At 68.4% G+C, this 17,631-nt stretch carries 17 protein-coding genes; 8 read left to right on the top strand and 9 right to left on the bottom strand.

The window, feature by feature from the left end:
* Positions 1-100 precede the first annotated feature (100 nt).
* Both ileS and G8O29_RS05215 read left to right on the top strand, forming a co-directional pair.
* Entirely contained in the window at positions 101-3,019 is a 2,919-nt protein-coding gene (gene ileS / locus G8O29_RS05220; protein WP_166402196.1) for an isoleucine--tRNA ligase, read from the top strand.
* Between the two features lie 63 nt (positions 3,020-3,082).
* The gene (locus G8O29_RS05215; protein WP_166402195.1) at positions 3,083-4,597 is read left to right on the top strand and encodes an AMP-binding protein; all 1,515 of its coding nucleotides are present in this window, start codon (positions 3,083-3,085) and stop codon (positions 4,595-4,597) included.
* A 99-nt stretch (positions 4,598-4,696) separates the two neighbouring features.
* On the opposite strand, the gene G8O29_RS05210 is transcribed toward G8O29_RS05215, so the two are convergent.
* Positions 4,697-4,909 carry a DUF1127 domain-containing protein gene (locus tag G8O29_RS05210; protein WP_166402194.1) on the bottom strand — a complete coding sequence of 71 codons (213 nt, stop codon included), beginning with the start codon at positions 4,907-4,909 and terminating at the stop codon, positions 4,697-4,699.
* Between the two features lie 100 nt (positions 4,910-5,009).
* Between G8O29_RS05210 and G8O29_RS05205 the strand changes: the two genes are divergently transcribed.
* The 4 genes from G8O29_RS05205 to G8O29_RS05190 all read left to right on the top strand — a co-directional run bounded on the left by G8O29_RS05205 (position 5,010) and on the right by G8O29_RS05190 (position 7,227).
* Complete coding sequence (locus tag G8O29_RS05205) at positions 5,010-5,879, top strand: LysR family transcriptional regulator (RefSeq protein WP_166402193.1); 870 nt, start codon at positions 5,010-5,012, stop codon at positions 5,877-5,879.
* The gene (locus G8O29_RS05200; protein WP_166402192.1) at positions 5,876-6,070 is read left to right on the top strand and encodes an MGMT family protein; all 195 of its coding nucleotides are present in this window, start codon (positions 5,876-5,878) and stop codon (positions 6,068-6,070) included. The genes G8O29_RS05205 and G8O29_RS05200 overlap by 4 nt, the downstream gene beginning before the upstream one ends.
* On the top strand, positions 6,067-6,294 hold the full coding sequence (locus tag G8O29_RS05195) for a DUF3253 domain-containing protein (protein WP_166402191.1): 228 nt from the start codon (positions 6,067-6,069) through the stop codon (positions 6,292-6,294). Before G8O29_RS05200 ends, G8O29_RS05195 begins: the two co-directional genes overlap by 4 nt.
* A gap of 96 nt (positions 6,295-6,390) precedes the next feature.
* On the top strand, positions 6,391-7,227 hold the full coding sequence (locus G8O29_RS05190) for an EamA family transporter (protein ID WP_166402190.1): 837 nt from the start codon (positions 6,391-6,393) through the stop codon (positions 7,225-7,227).
* 51 nt (positions 7,228-7,278) lie between these two features.
* Here G8O29_RS05190 and G8O29_RS05185 read toward each other — a convergent pair whose 3' ends face one another.
* From G8O29_RS05185 to G8O29_RS05170, 4 genes are all read right to left on the bottom strand, one after another.
* Positions 7,279-7,983 carry a CDP-alcohol phosphatidyltransferase family protein gene (locus G8O29_RS05185; RefSeq protein ID WP_166402189.1) on the bottom strand — a complete coding sequence of 235 codons (705 nt, stop codon included), beginning with the start codon at positions 7,981-7,983 and terminating at the stop codon, positions 7,279-7,281.
* A gap of 51 nt (positions 7,984-8,034) precedes the next feature.
* On the bottom strand, positions 8,035-8,970 hold the full coding sequence (locus tag G8O29_RS05180) for a tyrosine recombinase XerC (protein WP_166402188.1): 936 nt from the start codon (positions 8,968-8,970) through the stop codon (positions 8,035-8,037).
* Positions 8,958-9,656: a DUF484 family protein gene (locus tag G8O29_RS05175; RefSeq protein WP_166402187.1), complete on the bottom strand. Its 699-nt coding sequence runs from the start codon at positions 9,654-9,656 to the stop codon at positions 8,958-8,960. The genes G8O29_RS05180 and G8O29_RS05175 overlap by 13 nt, the downstream gene beginning before the upstream one ends.
* Positions 9,657-9,782: 126 nt before the next feature.
* Positions 9,783-11,957 (bottom strand): primosomal protein N', encoded by a 2,175-nt coding sequence (locus tag G8O29_RS05170; RefSeq protein ID WP_166402435.1) that lies wholly within the window; start codon positions 11,955-11,957, stop codon positions 9,783-9,785.
* A gap of 143 nt (positions 11,958-12,100) precedes the next feature.
* Between G8O29_RS05170 and fsa the strand changes: the two genes are divergently transcribed.
* On the top strand, positions 12,101-12,754 hold the full coding sequence (fsa, locus tag G8O29_RS05165; RefSeq protein WP_166402186.1) for a fructose-6-phosphate aldolase: 654 nt from the start codon (positions 12,101-12,103) through the stop codon (positions 12,752-12,754).
* A 255-nt stretch (positions 12,755-13,009) separates the two neighbouring features.
* Entirely contained in the window at positions 13,010-13,375 is a 366-nt protein-coding gene (locus G8O29_RS05160) for a hypothetical protein (protein ID WP_166402185.1), read from the top strand.
* A 145-nt stretch (positions 13,376-13,520) separates the two neighbouring features.
* On the opposite strand, the gene G8O29_RS05155 is transcribed toward G8O29_RS05160, so the two are convergent.
* The 4 genes from G8O29_RS05155 to G8O29_RS05140 are packed head-to-tail and all read right to left on the bottom strand — an operon-like array spanning position 13,521 to position 17,462.
* On the bottom strand, positions 13,521-13,886 hold the full coding sequence (locus G8O29_RS05155) for a hypothetical protein (RefSeq protein WP_166402184.1): 366 nt from the start codon (positions 13,884-13,886) through the stop codon (positions 13,521-13,523).
* Positions 13,887-13,900: 14 nt separating this feature from the next.
* Positions 13,901-15,679 carry an SLC13 family permease gene (locus G8O29_RS05150; protein WP_166402183.1) on the bottom strand — a complete coding sequence of 593 codons (1,779 nt, stop codon included), beginning with the start codon at positions 15,677-15,679 and terminating at the stop codon, positions 13,901-13,903.
* Positions 15,679-16,653 (bottom strand): DMT family transporter, encoded by a 975-nt coding sequence (locus tag G8O29_RS05145; RefSeq protein WP_166402182.1) that lies wholly within the window; start codon positions 16,651-16,653, stop codon positions 15,679-15,681. Before G8O29_RS05145 ends, G8O29_RS05150 begins: the two co-directional genes overlap by 1 nt.
* Positions 16,650-17,462, bottom strand: coding sequence for a TIGR00282 family metallophosphoesterase (locus G8O29_RS05140; RefSeq protein WP_166402181.1), 813 nt, complete (start codon positions 17,460-17,462; stop codon positions 16,650-16,652). The genes G8O29_RS05145 and G8O29_RS05140 overlap by 4 nt, the downstream gene beginning before the upstream one ends.
* Positions 17,463-17,631: the final 169 nt, after the last annotated feature.

The raw sequence follows: 17,631 nt of genomic DNA, 5'->3' as shown, positions 1-17,631 counted from the left end.
TGCGAATTACCGGCCCGGCGGGCTGAACGCAGCCGCCGGGTTTCTTGTGCTGTCCCTGGTCCCTTCCGACCGCCCGTCCTGATACGAGGTCCGCTTCCCCATGTGCGCCGATACCGCCGCCCCGCCCATCGATTATCGCAATACCGTCTTCCTGCCCGAAACCGCCTTCCCGATGCGGGCGGGCCTTCCCCAGCGCGAGCCGGAGTGGCTGGCGCGGTGGGAGAGGATCGGGGTCTATGACCGGCTGCGAAGCTCGGCTGCCGGGCGCGCGCCTTTCGTGCTGCATGACGGCCCTCCTTACGCCAACGGGCACTTGCACATCGGCCATGCGCTGAACAAGGTCTTGAAGGACATGGTGGTGCGCAGCCAGCAGATGATGGGCAAGGACGCGCGCTATGTGCCGGGTTGGGACTGCCACGGCCTGCCGATCGAGTGGAAGATCGAAGAGCAGTATCGCGCCAGGGGCCTGAACAAGGACGATGTGGACACCGTGGCCTTCCGGCAGGAATGCCGCCGGTTCGCGGAAGGCTGGATCGACGTCCAGCGCGAGGAGTTCAAGCGCCTTGGGGTCACGGGCAAGTGGGACAAGCCCTATCTCACGATGGACTACCACGCCGAGGCGGTGATCGCGGACGAGTTCATGAAGTTTCTCATGAACGGGACGCTCTATCAGGGCTCGAAGCCGGTGATGTGGTCTCCGGTGGAAAAGACCGCGCTGGCCGAGGCGGAGGTGGAGTATCACGACCATACCAGCCATCAGGTTTGGGTGCGGTTCCGGGTGATCGCGGGGGATGCGCTCTTCACCAGGACACCGACCGACGTGGTGATCTGGACCACGACGCCTTGGACCATCCCGCAGAACCGGGCAGTGGCCTTCGGGCCTGAGATCGCCTACGGGCTTTACGAGATCATCGGGCGGCCCGAGGACAGCAGCGCCACCATCGGGCAGCGGGTGATCCTGGCGGACAAGCTGGCCGAGGGCGTGCTGGCGCAGGCCAAGCTGGTCGGCCCGGAGATGGTGCGGCGGTTGGCGGATGTGTCCTCGGACGATCTGAAGGCGATGGTCATGGCGCATCCCTTCCGGGGTGTCGAGGGCGGCAATGGGGAATGGGACTACGACGTCCCGATGCTCCCCGGCGGCCACGTCACCGACGATGCCGGGACGGGCTTCGTCCATACCGCCCCCAGCCACGGCGATGACGACTATCAGCTGGGCGTGAAGTTCGGCCTGCCGATGACCTACAACGTCGAGGCGGACGGGTCCTATCGCGCCGACCTGCCCTTGTTCGGTGGCCAGCACATCATCACGCCCGAAGGCAAGGAGGGGCCGGCGAACGTGTCGGTCATCAAGCAGCTGGCCTATTCGGGGGCGCTGTTCGCCAAGGGTAAGTTCAAGCACCAATATCCGCATAGCTGGCGCTCGAAGGCCCCCGTCATCTACCGCAACACGCCGCAATGGTTCGTGGCCATCGACAAGACGCTGGATGACGGCATGTCCACCTATGGTGACACGATCCGCAAGCGGGCGCTGAACTCGATCAACCAGCTGGTCGAATGGACCCCGGCGACCGGCCGCAACCGGCTCCATTCGATGATCGAGGCGCGGCCCGACTGGGTGCTGTCGCGCCAGCGCGCCTGGGGCGTGCCGCTGACCTGTTTCGTGAAGAAGGGCGCGCGGCCGGACGCGCCGGACTTCCTGCTGAAGAACGCCGAGGTCAACGCGCGGATCAGGGCAGCCTTCGAGGCGGAAGGCGCCGATGTGTGGTATGTGCAAGGATTCAAGGAAAAGGTGCTGCAAGGCATCGTGAATCCGCAGGATTATGAACAGGTCTTCGACGTGCTGGACGTCTGGTTCGATAGCGGCTCGACCCATGCCTTCGTCCTGCGCGACCGCGAGGACGGCAGCCCGGACGGGATCGCGGACCTTTACCTGGAAGGCACCGACCAGCATCGCGGCTGGTTCCATTCCTCCATGTTGCAGGCCTGCGGCACCAAGGGCCGCGCGCCCTATCGCGGCGTGCTGACCCACGGCTTCACGCTGGACGAGAAGGGCATGAAGATGTCCAAGTCGCTCGGCAACACCGTGGCGCCGCAGGAGGTCATCGGCGAATACGGGGCCGACATCCTGCGGCTCTGGGTGGCGCAGTCGGACTACACCGTGGACCTGCGCATCGGGAAGGAGATCCTGAAAGGCGTCGCCGACAGCTATCGCCGCCTGCGCAACACCATGCGCTATATGCTGGGGGCTTTGGCGGGGTTCAGCGAGGCCGAGCGGGTGGACCCGGCCCAAATGCCGGAGCTGGAGCGCTGGGTGCTGCATCGCCTTGCCGAACTCGACGCACAGGTGCGTGAGGGCTATGCGAAATACGACTTCCAGGGGGTGTTCCAGAAGCTGTTCGCCTTCTGCACCACGGACCTGTCCTCGCTCTATTTCGACATCCGCAAGGATGCGCTGTATTGCGACGCGCCCTCGTCCCTGCGCCGCCGGGCCTGCCGGACAGTGATGGACATTCTGTTCCATCGGCTGACGACCTGGCTTGCGCCGGTGCTTGTCTTCACGATGGAAGAAGTCTGGCTGGAGCGGTTCCCGGGCGAGGACTCCTCCGTCCATCTGGTCGATTTCCCCGAGACCCCGGCCGACTGGCGGGACGAGGCGCTGGCGGCGAAATGGGACCGGCTGCGCGATGTGCGCCGCGTGGTGACCGGGGCGCTGGAAGTGCAGCGGACGGCGAAGGTGATCGGCTCCAGCCTGGAGGCCGCGCCGGTGGTGTGCCTGGACCGGGACGATCTTGGCATGGATGCCGAGAGCTTTGCCGAACTGTGCATCACGTCCGGCCTGAAGCTGACAACCGGCGCGCCGACAACGGATGCCTTTGTCCTGCCCGAGGTGCCAGGCGTTGCCGTCCGGTTCGAACCCGCCAGCGGCCAGAAGTGCGAGCGCTGCTGGAAAGTGCTGCCCGACGTCGGCACGCACAGGCACCCCGGCACCTGCCAGCGCTGCAACGACGCCTTGGGCTGATGCCTGGCGCTGAAACTCTTCCGCCGAAACCGTGGTATCCTTCCCTGAAAAGGGGAGGATGTCATGATCCACGCAAGTCCGTTTCCGCCGATCGCGCTGACCGGCGAAAGCATCACCGAACGAATATTCCGCGGCCTGGTGGGTGATCCCGACCGGGTGGTGCTGATCGACGGCCCCTCGGGCCGCGAGATGACCGCCGGGGCGCTGGAAGCGGGCATCCGGCGGCTGGCCGGTGGCCTGAAGGCGCGGGGGATCGGCAAGGGCGACGTGGTCGCGATCCTGGCGCCGAACTGCCCGGAATATGCGGTGGTATTCCACGGGGTCGCCTTTGCGGGTGCCACGGTCACGACGATCAACCCGACCTACACCGCGCCCGAGGTGAGCCATCAGCTGACGGATTCCGGCGCGCGGCTTCTGGTCACGGTCCCGGCATTCCTGGAAACCGCGCGGGCGGCCTTTGCCGGGGAGATCGTGGTCATCGGCGAGGCCGAGGGGGCGACGCCCCTGACCGCGCTGATGGGCGAGCCGCTGGCTGAACAGGTCCCCATCGACGCGGCAACCGACGTGGTGGTGCTGCCCTATTCCAGCGGCACCACGGGCCTGCCCAAGGGCGTGCGACTGTCGCATCGGAACCTGGTGGCGAACGTGGACCAGTGCCTTGCGGTGATCGGCTGCAATCCGGGGGAATGGTCGGTGGGCTTCCTGCCCTTCTTCCACATCTACGGCCAGACCGTGCTGATGAACCTGCACCTTGCCGCCGGGGCGGGGGTGGTGACGATGCCCCGGTTCGACCTGGAACAGTTCCTGACGCTGGCGGCGAAATATCGGACGCCCACGCTCTATTCCGCCCCGCCCGTCGCGGTGGCCTTGGCAAAGCATCCGATGGTGGATCAGTTCGACCTGTCCTGCGTCGAGCGGTTCTTCTCGGGCGCGGCGCCCCTGGGCGGAGATGTCGGCGATGCGGTGGCCGGGCGGATCGGCTGTCTGTCGGTGCAGGGCTACGGCATGACCGAGATGAGCCCGGTCAGCCATGCAACCCCAAGGGGGCAGGCACGGAAGGGCTCGGTCGGGGTGACGCTGCCCTCGACCGAATGCCGGATCGTGGTGGACGGGCGCGACGCGGGGCCGGGCGAGGCGGGGGAGCTTTGGGTGCGGGGGCCGCAGGTGATGCTGGGCTACCACAATCGGCCCGAGGCGACGGCAGAGACTCTGGTGGACGGCTGGCTGCGGACCGGCGATCTGGCCGAGGTTGACGCGGAGGGCTGGGTCTATATCCGCGACCGGCTGAAGGAACTGATCAAGGTCAAGGGCTTCCAGGTCGCGCCCGCTGAGGTGGAGGCGGTGCTGCTGACCTGCCCGATGGTCCGGGACGCGGCCGTGCGGGGCGTGCCGGACGACGAGGCCGGCGAGGTGCCCGTGGCCTTCGTGGTGCCGACCGAAGGGGCCGAGGAGGCCGCGATCCGGGCGCATCTGGCGGGGCAGCTGGCGCATTACAAGCTGCCGAAGCGGATCACCTTCATCGAGGCGATCCCGAAATCGGCCTCGGGCAAGATCCTGCGGCGGATGCTGCCGGTCTGACGGCTCGTCGAAGCCCCTCGGGCGCTTCTGGCAGGGGCGACGAGGAAGGGGCAGACGGGAAAAATCTTCGCCGGGTGTCCCCAGACGCCCGGCGAAGAGTCAGGCCGACTTCACGGGGAGACCGCGGGGCGTCGGCGTCGAATGCAGGCGGGCCGACTTCATCAGCGCGTCGGCAAGATCATCACCACGCCGCAGCGCGATCAGGTCGTCGCGGGTCAGGCCGATGTCGTCCAGAAGATGGTCGTCGTCGCGCTCCAGCAGGAACGCGGTGGAACGGCGCAGCTGCACAAGGGCGATGAGACGGGCGAACATGACGGAACTCCTTTGCTTGAGACCGAGACATAGGAGCGGATTTGACATTGCACAAACGAATAGCTTTGATGGTTAACATGAAATCAGCTTATAGGTAGCCATGCAGCCTCTGGACAGCGACCTGATGCGCAGCTTCCTCGCGGTGGCCGACTGCGGTTCGGTCACGGCGGCGGCGGCGCGGCTGTTCCGCACGCAGTCGGCGGTCAGCCTTCAGATCAAGCGGCTGGAGCAAAGCCTTGGCCAGCCGCTCTTCGTCCGACAGGCCCGGGGGGTTGCCCTGACCCCGCGGGGCGAGCAGCTGGTCCCCTACGCGCGGCGGGTCGTGGCGCTTCTGGACGAGGCGGCGGTGGCGCTGCGGGAGAAGCCGCTGGTCGGGCCGGTGCGGGTCGGCATTCCGGACGAATATTCCGGCACGGTGCTGCCCCGGGCGCTGGCCGCCTTCGACGAACGGCACGAAGGGGTGCAGGTCTCGGTCCGGGTGGACCATTCGACGGCCCAGATCGCGGCGCTGGAGGCCGACGAGATCGACCTCGCGGTGATCTACGACTGGGAATATGTGCAGGAGGGCGAGGTTCTCTGCATCGACCCGACGGTCTGGGTGACTTCGGTGACACATGCCCAGCACCTGCGCCGCCCGGTGCCGGTCGCGGTCTATTTCCGGTCGGAGTGGAGCCGGAACTATGTCGAGCTGTCGCTGGACCGGCTGGGCATGGACTGGCGCGTCGCCTGGTCCTGCGATATGGCCGGGGGGTTCCGGGTGGCGGTGACGAATGGCATGGCGATTGCCCCCCTGTCGCGCAGCACGATCCCGGCGGGCTGCCGGGAACTGACGACCGAGGACGGCTTTCCCATCGTGGACAACGCGCGGGTGGTTCTGCGGCGCAACCCGCGCGGAACCTCGCCGGCGGTGGAAGGCATGGCCGAGGTGCTGCGGGCGGCCTTTGCGCCCCTGCGCGAGGGCGGGCCGTGATCCGGGCGGGCATGACGGGGCCGTTCGGGCCGGCGCAGGCGGTGGGACAGGCCTGCGGGGCCAATCCCCTGCCGATCCGCATTCCCTGCCACCGGGTGACGGGCACCGACGGGTCCGGCGGGCTCTCTGCCCCGGGCGGGATGGGACCGATGGTGGCGCTTCTGCGGCATGAGCGGGGGATTCTCTTGTGACGGCAGAGCTGCGCGCGGCGATCCTGGAGCTGGCCCTGCGGCGCGGCAGGGGTAAATCCTTCTGCCCCTCCGAGGTCGCCAGGGCGCTGGCCGGGAACTGGCAGCGGCTGATGCCCGAGATCCGCGCCGTGGCAGCGGCGATGCCCGAGATCCGGGCGACCCGGCGCGGGGTGGAGGTGGACCCTCTCACGGCAAAGGGTCCGATCCGGCGGCATCTGCGCTGAGCCTATCGAAATCCGGGCTCTGGACCTATCGCGCGGCTTGTGTCGGGCCATGCCGGGGTCTAGCCAGTTCTGTAACGGTTTCATGACGGGTGCGATGTGACCCTCGGCGTGTTCCTGGCCGTCCTTGGCGCGGCCTTCCTGCATGCGCTGTGGAATGCGCTGATCAAGCTGGGGACCTCGAAGGTCGGCGGCATGGTAATCCTGTCGATCGTCGAGGTGCCCATCGGTCTGACGGCGGTCATGCTGACCCCGGCGATCGACCCTGCGGCGGTGCCCTGGGTGATCGCGGCGGGCTGCACGCATTTCGCCTACAAGTTCTTCCTGACCTATGCCTATGACCGCGGCGACCTCAGCCGCGTCTATCCAATCGCGCGCGGTGCCGCCCCGATGATCGTGGCCCTGGTCGGCGCGGTCTCCCTTTCCGATGCGGTTTCGGCGCAGGAATATCTGGCAATTGCCTTGCTGGCGGGGGGTATCCTGCTGATGGCGCGGGGCGTCTTCACCAGCGGCGAGGACCGCAAGCTTGTGCCCTTCGCCCTGGGCAGCGCCCTGGCCACCGCGACCTATACGCTGATCGACGGGACGGGGGCGCGGGTCTCGGGCTCGGCTGCGGCCTATGTGGCCTGGGTCTTCGTGGCCGACGGGACCTTCTTCACGCTTGGGATGCTTGCCCTGCGCGGCCGGGACGTGATCCCGCGGGACTGGCAGACCTGGCGGATGGGGGCCTTCGCCTCGGCGGCCAGCTACGGGGCCTATGCGGTGTCGATCTGGGCGATGACCCTGGCGCCCATTGCCGTCGTGGCGGCCCTGCGCGAGACCTCGATCCTGTTCGCGGTTCTGATCGGCTGGCTGGCCTTCGGCGAGAGGATGAACGGAGAGAAAGCCGTGGCGGCCGGGGTGATCGTCGCGGGCGTCATGCTGATGCGGCTGTAAAGGGCCAAATCTCTTCGAAGAGATTTGCAAAAGCCTTCGAAGGCTTTTGGTCTACCGGACCCGACGGATGCTTTCGGGGACGACCTGCTGCGCGATCCCCGCCAGCATCAGATACATCGAGGTCAGCACCAGAAGCCACTTCGCCACCGGCCCCTCGTTGAAATCCCACCAGGCGGCCCAGGCGGCCAGGACGATCCAGGCCACGCAGACCGCCAGCGAGATTTCGTACCAGCGGCTGGTCCGCACCGGGTGGATGAACTTTAGATTGGTGAACATCGCCACGGTCAGAAGGATGACGACCACCAGAATGACCGCCTCGCCCGGCTTGGTGGCGAACAGCACCAGCACCACCATGTTCCAGCAGGCCGGAAAGCCCGCGAAACTCTTGTCCTTGGTCTTCATCCGTGTGTCGGCGAAATAGACCACCGAGCCGTAGCAGATCACGATGATCGCCAGCCACCCGGTCCACCCCGGCAAGAGGCCCGACTGGAACAGCGCGAAGGCCGGGATGAAGACATAGGTCAGATAGTCCACGATCAGGTCCATCAGGACCCCGTCATAGGTCGGCCAGTTCTTCTGCACGTCGAACCTTCGGGCCAGCGGCCCGTCGATCCCGTCCACGATCAGCGCGACGACCAGCCAGAGGAACATCAGGCTCCAGTTCTCCTGCACGGCGGCAAGCATGGCGAACATCGCCAACACCGCGCCCGAAGCGGTGAGAAGGTGGACCGAGAGGGCTTTGAGACGCGGGGACATGGCGACTTGATGGCGGATTACCAGGCGGGGTGCAACAGCGGGATGGCGGGTTCAGGCACGGGGATGGGCCTTTTCATAGACCTCCATCAGCCGGGCGGCATCCACGGCGGTATAGGCCTGGGTGGTGGACAGCGAGGCATGGCCCAGCAGCTCCTGGATCGCGCGCAGGTCGCCTCCGGCCGACAGAAGATGCGTGGCAAAGCTGTGGCGCAGCGCATGCGGCGTGGCCGTGGCCGGCAGGCCCAGGCGCAGCCGCGCGCGCTCCATCGCGGCCTGGATCAGACGGGGATTGACCGGCCCGCCGCGCGCACCGCGAAACAGCGGGGCCTCGGGGGCAAGGTCGAAGGGACACAGCGCCACATAACCCGCCACCGCCTGCGCCGCGGCCGGGATCACCGGCACCAGCCGGGTCTTGCCGCCCTTGCCGGTGATGCGCAGCACGCCGGGCAGGGGATGGTCGGCCCCGGTCAGCGACAGCGCCTCGGAGATCCGCAGGCCGAGGCCATACAGTAGGGTGGCAATCGCCGTGTCGCGCGCGGCGATCCAGTCCTCGCGCGCATCGGCGCCGATCTCTGCCAGGATCGCCCCGGCGCCGTCCTCGGTCAGCGGGCGCGGCAGCTTGCGGCGGAATTTCGGGGCGCGGGCCGACAGGACGGTGGCCGCATCGGCCCCGCTGCGGTCGGCCGCCCAGGCGGTGAAGCCCTTCACCGCCGACAGCGCCCGGGCCAGCGACCGCGCCGACAGCCCGCGGCCGCGTTCCTCGGCCATCCAGGCGCGCAGGTCGCTCTGGCTGGTCCGGGCGACCGCGGCAAGGCCTTCCGCCCCGCCGCGATGGGCCACCAGGAATTTCAGATAGCGCGTCACGTCGCGGCGGTAGGCCTCCACCGTGTTCGCCGCCGCGCCCTCCAGCGCGGCCAGCTGCGACAGCCACTGTCCCAGCGCCGCCCCCAGGGCCGGGGGCAGAAAGGGATCGCCTAGCCCAGCCACCGGCGCATCGTCCGTTCGAAGACGCCGGCGAAGAAGGCCAGCAGGTCGGTGCCATGGGTGGACTTGAACTGGCTGGGATCTTCCGAGGCAAAGACCAGCATGCCCGGCAGGCGGCCTGGGCCGAGGTCCAGCTTCATCAGGGCCTCGGACCGGATCTCCCCGGCCAGAGGGCCGTAGAAGGCTTCGGCAAGCCCGGTCACCGCGCGCAGCACGACCGGGCGGCCCGGCCCGCCGCGGCCGTTGGTCAGGTAATGGCCGACAAAGCCGCGCGGCACGACCTCCAGCACATCGCCCAGGCGGCGCAGGGTCGGATCGCTGGTGCCGTCCTCTTGCAGGGTCTCCAGCACCAGACGGACATGATCGACGCGCAGGACCTGCGCCACTTCGCCGGTCAGAGCGGCGATGAAGGCCTCGAAATTCGTGGGCTCCAGCAGATGCAGCACCGCGCGATGGACCTGGTTGGTCCCGGCGAGGTTCTCGTAGGCTGCCGCGATGACCGAACGGTGCGTGTCCTCCAGCCGGTCGAGCCGCGCCTCCAGCCGCTGCATGGCGATGCCGCGCAGATCGACGATGTTCGCACCCATGGCGCGTTCGTTCGCCGCCACCAGCGCATTCATCACGTCGCGGTCGTCCAGAAGACGCTCCGGTTCGGCAAGGATGCGGTCGCGCAGGTCGGGTTCGATCATCGGGCAGGTCCAGAAGTTGCGGCGGACATCCCCCGGACTATAGGCGAAAGCCGCGACCTCTGGCGACAGCGAAGTCCGCGGCGCGCACCGGGATGTGCGATCCCTGCAACAGAAGCCGGTCCGGGGCTAGAGAAAGCTCTGCGGGTCGATGTCCACCGCCAGCCGCAGCTCCCGGGGCAGCCTGACCTGCGCCAGCCATTCCGCCAGCCCCGCCTGCAAGGGCGCGCCCTTGTCCGCCTTGACCAGAAGCCGCACCCGGTGCCGCCCCCTTACCCGTGCGATCGGCGCCGGGGCGGGGCCCCAGACCTCGGCCCCGATCCGCCGCAGCGGATCGGCCCGCCGCGCCAGCTCGGCCCCGAAGTCGAAGACCTGCGCCAGATCGGGAGAGGACAGGATGATGCCCGCCATCCGCCCGTAGGGCGGCACGCCCGAGGCCCGCCGTTCCGCCGCCTCGGCCCGCCAGAAGGCCTCTTCGTCGCCGCCCAGGATCGCGCGGATCACCGGATGGTCCGGCTGGTGCGTCTGAAGCCAGGCCTCGCCCTTCCGTTCCGCCGTCCGCCCCGCCCGGCCCGCGACCTGCCGCATCAGCTGGAAGGTCCGTTCCGCCGCGCGCAGGTCGGACCCCTGCAAGCCCAGATCCGCGTCGATCACCCCCACCAGGGTCAGCAGCGGGAAGTTGTGCCCCTTGGCCACGATCTGCGTGCCGATGATGATGTCCGCCCCGCCGCCCGCGATTCCGGCGATGGCCTCCTTCAAGGCCCGGGCCGAGCCGAACAGGTCCGACGACAGCACCGCCACCCGCGCCTGCGGGAACCGTGCCGCCACCTCCTCGGCCAGCCGCTCCACCCCCGGCCCCACGGCGGCCATCCGGCCCTCGACCCCGCAGGCGGGGCAGGCGACCGGCACCGGCTTCGTCGCCCCGCACTGGTGGCAGACCAGCCGCTTCTGGAACCTGTGCTCCACCATCCGCGCGTCGCACTGGTCGCAGCCCACCTGATGCCCGCAGGCCCGGCACAGCGTCACCGGCGCATAGCCGCGCCGGTTCAGGAACAACAGCGCCTGTTCGCCGCGCTGGATCACGGCCTCCACCTTGCGGGCCAGTGTCCCCGAGATCCAGCGATCCCCCGGCAGCTTCTCGGCCCGCATGTCGATCGCCCGCATCTCGGGCAGCTCTGCCGCCCCGAACCGCGACCCCAGATCCAGCCGCCGGTACTTCCCCGCCTCGACATTGGCCCAGGTCTCCAGCGAGGGCGTGGCACTGGCCAGCACCACCGGACAGCCCGCGATCGCCGCGCGCAGCACCGCCATGTCGCGGGCGTTGTACAGCACGCCGTCCTCCTGCTTGTACGAAGTGTCGTGTTCCTCATCGACCACGATCAGCCCCAGGTCCTGGAACGGCAGGAACAGGGCGGACCGCGCGCCCACCACCAGTTCCGCCCCGCCTTCCGACACCATCCGCCACAGCCGCCGCCGCTCGGTCATCGTGACACCGGAATGCCACTCGGCCGGCCGCGCCCCGAACCGCGCTTCCACGCGCGTCAGGAACTCGGCCGTCAGGGCGATTTCCGGCAGCAGGACCAGCGCCTGCCGCCCCTGGCGCAGACATTCCGCGACCGCCTCCAGATAGACCTCGGTCTTGCCCGACCCGGTGACGCCCTTCAGTAGCGTCGCCGCAAAGGCCCCGCGCGCCACATCGGCCACCAGCGCATCGCCCGCCGCCACCTGGTCGCCCGCCAGCCGCATCCCCCGGTCGGCCTTCAGCCGCGGATAGGGCGTGTCGCGGGGGGCGTCCTCTTCGGCCACCACGCCCAGCTTCACCAGCCCTTTCACGACCGAAGCCCCGCACCCCGCCGCCTCGGCCAGTTCCCCCAGGTTCACCGGCGCGCCGCCAAAGTCGCGCAGCGCCTCGATCACCCGGTGCCGGGCCTCGGTCAACTGGTTCGGCACCGGCCCGGCCAGCCGATAGACCCGCCGGGTGGAAGGCGGATCGCCCAGGCCCGGCGCGCGGGTGGCCAGCCGCAGCATGGCGGGCAGGGGGGTCAGCGTGTAGTCGGCGGCGCGGGTCAGGAAGCTGCGCAGTTCGGCGCGCATCGGGCGCGCGTCCAGCACGCGGGTCACGGGGCGGATCCTCGCGGGGTCGAACCCGCCTTCCCCCGGCCCCCAGACCACGCCCAGCACCCGGCGCGGACCCAGCGGCACCTCGACGAAATCCCCGTCGCCGCAGCCGCCCTCGGGTGCGCGATAGTCCAGCACACGGCCCGCCAGGGCGCCGCCGAGAGGCTCGGTGGTCAGCACGCCCACAAGGTCGCCCGCCCGATAGACCCGCTCGCCCAAGCTGCAACCTTTCGCTTACCCGGGCTTTGGGGTAAACCGCGCCCCGAGAGCATTCAACCCCGCCGTTGCGCCCCCCGCAACCGCCCGCCAGCCGAATACCGGAGGACCCCATGAAATTCTTCATCGACACCGCCGACGTGGATGCGATCCGCGAGCTGCATGACCTTGGCATGGTGGACGGCGTGACCACCAACCCCTCGCTGATCCTGAAATCGGGGCGCGACATCCTCGAGGTGACGCGCGAGATCTGCTCCTTCGTCAGCGGCCCGGTTTCAGCCGAGGTCGTGGCGCTGAAGGCCGACGAGATGATCGCCGAGGGCCGCAAGCTGGCCGCCATCGCGCCGAACATCGCGGTGAAGGTGCCGCTGACCTGGGACGGGCTGAAGACCTGCAAGACCCTGACCTCCGAGGGTTTCATGGTCAACGTCACCCTGTGCTTCAGCGCCAACCAGGCGCTTCTGGCGGCGAAGGCGGGGGCGACCTTCATCTCGCCCTTCATCGGTCGGCTGGACGACATCAACCTCGACGGGCTGGACCTGATCGGCGACATCCGCACGATCTACGACAATTACGACTTCAAGACCCAGATCCTGGCCGCCTCGATCCGGTCGCCCAACCATGTGAAGGACTGCGCGATGATCGGCGCCGACGTCGTCACCGCGCCGCCGGCCGTCATCAAGGCGCTGGCCTCCCACGTCCTGACCGACAAGGGGCTGGACCAGTTCATGCAGGACTGGGCGAAGACGGGGCAGAAGATCCTGTAGCGCAATCCTCGGACTTTCTGTCTTGGCCAGATGACCGCGAAAGTCCTGTCCATCGCATTCATCATTGTTTTGCGGCGCGCCGTGACCCGGCGCGCCGTTAATCCTGCGGCTGATCGTGCAGGGCCCAACCCTTGCCATAAACATGCCTGAATGGAGGCCTAGCTTCCATTGCAGACGTGGAAAGGAAGCTGTGCCGTCCCGGGTGATTGTGCGCCGGTTTGGTCAGCCAACAGAAGGCATGGAGATCGACTGGACATGAAGAAGGCGGGTGGGATCATTGCGCTGATTGCCGGAATCTTCGGAACAATCGCGGCGGGCGTAACCCTGTTCATCGGTGGCATCGGTTCGGCGATGAAGGCAGATGGCGGCGACACTGTGATTGCGCTGGGTTGGGGCGGCGTGGCGTTCTCGTTTCTTGCGATCATACTCGGAGCGGTAGCCATGGGAGCTAGGGGGCGCCTGCCAGGTGCCCTCTTGATCGTGACGGCCGTTCTGGGCGCAATCCTGGGTGGAACACTGGTGGCTGTGTTCATGGCGCTTGCACTGGTTGGTGGCGTTCTGGCGCTCTTTGGCAATCAGAACGCTCAGATCCGTCCCGGTCCTTCTGACCAGTCGGCGTAGTCAGCCGGACGCCAAGGGAAACCTGCGCCGACCGGCACGAGGTTCTCGCAGGCAGGACGCCGCGCCGCCCGCAACGCTCCTCGACGCCTTCGGCTCTCGTCGCTGCCCAGCGAGGAGAAGACGAAGTCGCACGACGAGCCGCGCCTCAGTCGTCCGACAGGTCGGCCGGCGGGGGCGAGACGAAGACATGCGCGCGCCCCCGTGCATCGGTGATCACCACCTCGGCCATGGGCGCGACCGCGCCCTCGGCCCCCAGCGCCGCAGTCAGCCCGGTGAAGATCCGGCGCAGGATGTTGGGGTTCTCGACCACCCGGACGGCATAGCCGAAACCCGGTCCGCAATCGTCCATCCGGCCCGTGCCACCGGCTTCGGCCCAGCGGGCGCGGCAGGTGGTGCCGTCGGCCAGGGTCAGCGTCAGCACATCGGCCGACAGCCGCGCCGCCTGCGGCACCGGCGGTTGCCCCGCCGCCGCGCAGCCCGCCAGCAGTCCCGCGATCATCACTCGGCGCATCGGCGCGTTCCTTCCTACAGGGGCCAGATCAGCGGGATCAGGGCGCAGACCACCAGCATCAAGAGGATGTTCAACGGCACCCCCACCCGCGCGAAGTCCGAGAACCTGTAGCCCCCCGGCCCATAGACCATCATGTTGGTCTGATACCCCACCGGCGTGGCAAAGGCGAGCGTGGCCGAGAACATCACCGCCACCACGAAGGGGCGGGGGTCGTGGCCCAGGTTCTCGGCCAGCCGGATCGCGACCGGCGTGTAGATGACCGCCACCGCGTTGTTCGACAGGAATTCCGTCAGCACCAGTCCGATGAAATAGACCACCAGAAGCAGGGCGAAGGGACCCAGATTCTCCATCCAGGGCGCGACGGCGTCCACCATCAGCTCGACCGCGCCGGACTGGTCCAGCCCCTCGCCGACCGCCAGCATCGCGAAGATCATCGCCAGCAGGCGCCCGTCGATGAACGAAAACGCCTCGTCGCTGTCCACGCAGCGCGTGATCAGGATGCCCGCCACGGCGATCACCGCCAAGGGCAGGATCGGGGCGACCTCCAGCGCCGAAAGCGTGACGATCAGCGCCATCGCCGCCAGCGCGATCGGCGCCTTCGACCGCCGGAACGCCATCACGCGCGGGCGGTTCACGTCCAGAAGGTTCATGTCCGCCGCCAGGCGCTGGATGTCCTCGATCGTGCCTTCCAGCAGCAGCGTGTCGCCCACCCGCACGATCAGGTCGTCCAGCTGCCGGCCGATGTTCTGGTTGTGCCGGTGCACCGCCAGCACATAGACGCCATAGCGCCGCCGCAGGCGCAGATCGCCCAGCCGGTGCCCCTCCATCCGGCAGCCCGGGCCGATCAGCACCTCGACCGTCTCGGTCTTGACCGAGGACAGCTTGTCCACCAGATGCACGTCCTTGCGCGCGTGCAGGCCCATGAGTTCCGTCATCTCGGTGCGCAGCACCACGCGGTCCCCGGCCGCAAGCGTCACCGCAGCCAGGTCGCGCCGCAGGCTGGCATCGCCGCGCAGCACGTCGATCACCCGCACGCCGTCGCGCTTGAAGATGTCGATGTCCAGCACCGGCTGGCCGATCAGCGTGCTGTCCTCGGGCACTGCGACCTCGGTGAAGAACTTCATCTTGCGCTTTTCGCTCAGCAATACCCCCATCGACTGCCGCACCGGCAGCAGCCGGTCAGCGAACAGCGCCAGGAAGGCGCCTCCGACCAGCGTGACGGCAATCCCCAGCGGGGCGATCTCGAACAGCCCGAAATGCGCCAGACCCTTGTCGGCCGCCACCCCGTCCACCAGCAGGTTGGTCGAGGTGCCGATCAGCGTGATCATCCCCCCCATCACCGTCATGTAGCTGAGCGGGATCAGCAGTTTCGACGGCGCCGTGCCGATCCTGATCGCCAGCTGCATCACCACCGGGATCATCACCGCGACCAGGGGCGTGTTGTTCATGAAGGCCGAGGCCAGCGCGACCACCCCGATCAGCACCACGACCGTCGGCCCGGGGCGGTCGCCCGCCTGACGCGTCACCAGGCTTACGACCGCCTCGACCGCGCCGGTCCGCACCAGTCCGCCCATGACCAGGAACAGCATCGCGATGGTCCAGGGGGCGGGGTTGGCCAGGACCGCCGTCGCCTCCTTCACCGGCAGGATTCCAAGGATCAGCATCAGCGCCGCGCCGCCGATGGCCGTGACCTCGACAGGGGTCCGTTCCAGCACGAAAAGGACGAACATCACCAGCAGGATGGCCAGGGCGACCCAGGGCTCGGCCTGGGGGGAAAGGGCAATGCCGAACATCAGACCTCCACCTCGCGCGATTGCGGCTGGCGCGACTGCACCAGTGCCACCCCCGCCAGCATCACCACCACCGCCAGCCAGACCGTCACCGACGGGCGTTCGCCCAGAAGCAGCATGGCCCAGATCATCCCGGCCGCGGTCACCAGATAGCTCGAATGCGCCGCAAAGACCGATCCGGCCCGCGCCGCCAGCCAGACATAGGTGGCGTAAAGCAGCCCGTGCAGCGCCGAGGACAGGATCAGCGCCGCCTCCGCGCGCCCCACCGGCCAGGGAACCCGGCCCTGACCCGTGACCAGCATCATGGGCAGCGTCAGCAGCGCCGCGACCAGGCTGACCCCGAACATCGCCTGCACCGCATCCATCCCCGCCGTGCCGTACCGGGCGACGAAGGTCGCCTCCAGCGCGTAAAGCAGCGGCCCGCACAGCGCCAGCGGCAGGAAGGCGATCATCCCGCGATCGGGCAGGCTGGTCCCCGGCAGGGCGATCAGCGCCACCGCGGCCAGACCCAGAACCAGGCCCAGGAACCGCACCCGGTCGAACCGCTCCATCCCCAGGATCAGCGCCAGGGGAAAGGCCATCAGCGGAATGGTCGAGATGATGATCGACATGATCCCCGACGGCAGCCGCTCGACCGAGGTGTAGAAGGTCAGCCCCGGCAGGACGGTGCCCAAGGCCGCAACCACCGCGTAAAAGACCAGCGCCGGGCGGGTGAAGACCAGCCCGCGCCCGCGCAACAGCGTGAGCGCCCCCAGCGTCACCGTGCCGATCACCGCCTGCCAGAAGGTCAGCGCCAGCGGGCCCGCCCCGCCCTGCGTCGCGATCTTGCCCAGCGGCTGGGTCGCGCCCCAGCCGATCCCGAGCCACAGAAGGATGCCCGGGAACAGCCAGTGACCGGACGGGCGCGCACCGCCCCCCGGCCGCGATGGCGGGGCAGGCTGCAACGGGGACGGCGCGGCCACGTCCCGCTGGCTCATGGCAGGGCCTCCTGCAACCGGCCGCCGACCCGGATCATCCGCACCCTTGTCGCAAGGCCGGTCCTGTCGTCGGTCTCGACATAGACCCCCGACAGGGTGGCCTCGCCGCCCGCCGGCTCGAACCGGCCTTTCGGCATGCCGGTAACGAAGCGGCGCAGGGGCTCCAGCTTCTCCATCCCGATCACGCTGTCATAGTCGCCGCACATGCCGGCATCCGACTGATAGGCCGTGCCCTTGGCCAGGATCATCGTGTCACCGGTCGGCACATGGGTATGGGTGCCCACGACAAGGCTGGCCATCCCGTCGCACCAGTGGCCCACGCCCATCTTCTCGGACGTCGCCTCGGCATGGAAATCCACGATCGCCGCCTGCACCACACCGCCCAGAGTATGCTGCTTCAGCACCGTCTCCAGCGCGCTGAACGGGTCATCGAAGGGCCGCTTCATGAACACCTGGCCCAGGGCCTGCGTCACCAGGACCTTGCGGCCCTGGGTCGCCTCGAACACCTTGAAGCCCCGGCCCGGCGCCACCTTGGAGAAATTCAGCGGCCGCAGGATCCGCGGCTCGGCTTCGATGAAACTCAGCATGTCCTTCTGGTCGAAGGCGTGGTCGCCCAGCGTCAGGCAATCCGCCCCCGCCGCCAGCAGTTCCTTCGCATGGTCGCCGGTGAGGCCCGCCCCCTGACTGGCATTCTCGCCATTGACCACGACGAAATCCAACCCCCAGGCCGTCCGGAGCCCCGGAAGCCGACTGATCACCGCCGTCCGGCCCGACCGGCCCACGACATCGCCAAGGAATAACAGTCTCATGCGGCTTGGCTTAGGCGGGGGCCGGGGTTCCGGCAAGCGGAATGACGCAGCCGCTGCTGAAAAAGCGCCGCAGTTCCGGCGGCATCGCAAAGGCTGGAACAACTGCCCGCGGGGCAAGGGGACCGGTGGAAATCCTCCGCCAGGGCAAGGGCGCCCCGCCTGGCCGAAT

This window comes from Rhodobacter calidifons, from assembly GCF_011174775.1.
GTDB lineage: Bacteria > Pseudomonadota > Alphaproteobacteria > Rhodobacterales > Rhodobacteraceae > Tabrizicola > Tabrizicola calidifons.
The sequence above is the reverse complement of the archived record's forward strand: the minus strand, read 5'-3'. Positions and strand labels throughout refer to the sequence as shown.

Excerpts from the sequence above, each read along its gene's own strand:
- ileS (WP_166402196.1), top strand. The coding sequence starts at position 101 with ATGTGCGCCGATACCGCCGCCCCGCCCATCGATTATCGCAATACCGTC.
- G8O29_RS05215 (WP_166402195.1), top strand. The coding sequence starts at position 3,083 with ATGATCCACGCAAGTCCGTTTCCGCCGATCGCGCTGACCGGCGAAAGC.
- G8O29_RS05210 (WP_166402194.1), bottom strand. The coding sequence starts at position 4,909 with ATGTTCGCCCGTCTCATCGCCCTTGTGCAGCTGCGCCGTTCCACCGCG.
- G8O29_RS05205 (WP_166402193.1), top strand. The coding sequence starts at position 5,010 with ATGCAGCCTCTGGACAGCGACCTGATGCGCAGCTTCCTCGCGGTGGCC.
- G8O29_RS05185 (WP_166402189.1), bottom strand. The coding sequence starts at position 7,983 with ATGTCCCCGCGTCTCAAAGCCCTCTCGGTCCACCTTCTCACCGCTTCG.
- G8O29_RS05175 (WP_166402187.1), bottom strand. The coding sequence starts at position 9,656 with ATGATCGAACCCGACCTGCGCGACCGCATCCTTGCCGAACCGGAGCGT.
- fsa (WP_166402186.1), top strand. The coding sequence starts at position 12,101 with ATGAAATTCTTCATCGACACCGCCGACGTGGATGCGATCCGCGAGCTG.
- G8O29_RS05160 (WP_166402185.1), top strand. The coding sequence starts at position 13,010 with ATGAAGAAGGCGGGTGGGATCATTGCGCTGATTGCCGGAATCTTCGGA.
- G8O29_RS05155 (WP_166402184.1), bottom strand. The coding sequence starts at position 13,886 with ATGCGCCGAGTGATGATCGCGGGACTGCTGGCGGGCTGCGCGGCGGCG.
- G8O29_RS05150 (WP_166402183.1), bottom strand. The coding sequence starts at position 15,679 with ATGTTCGGCATTGCCCTTTCCCCCCAGGCCGAGCCCTGGGTCGCCCTG.
- G8O29_RS05145 (WP_166402182.1), bottom strand. The coding sequence starts at position 16,653 with ATGAGCCAGCGGGACGTGGCCGCGCCGTCCCCGTTGCAGCCTGCCCCG.
- G8O29_RS05140 (WP_166402181.1), bottom strand. The coding sequence starts at position 17,462 with ATGAGACTGTTATTCCTTGGCGATGTCGTGGGCCGGTCGGGCCGGACG.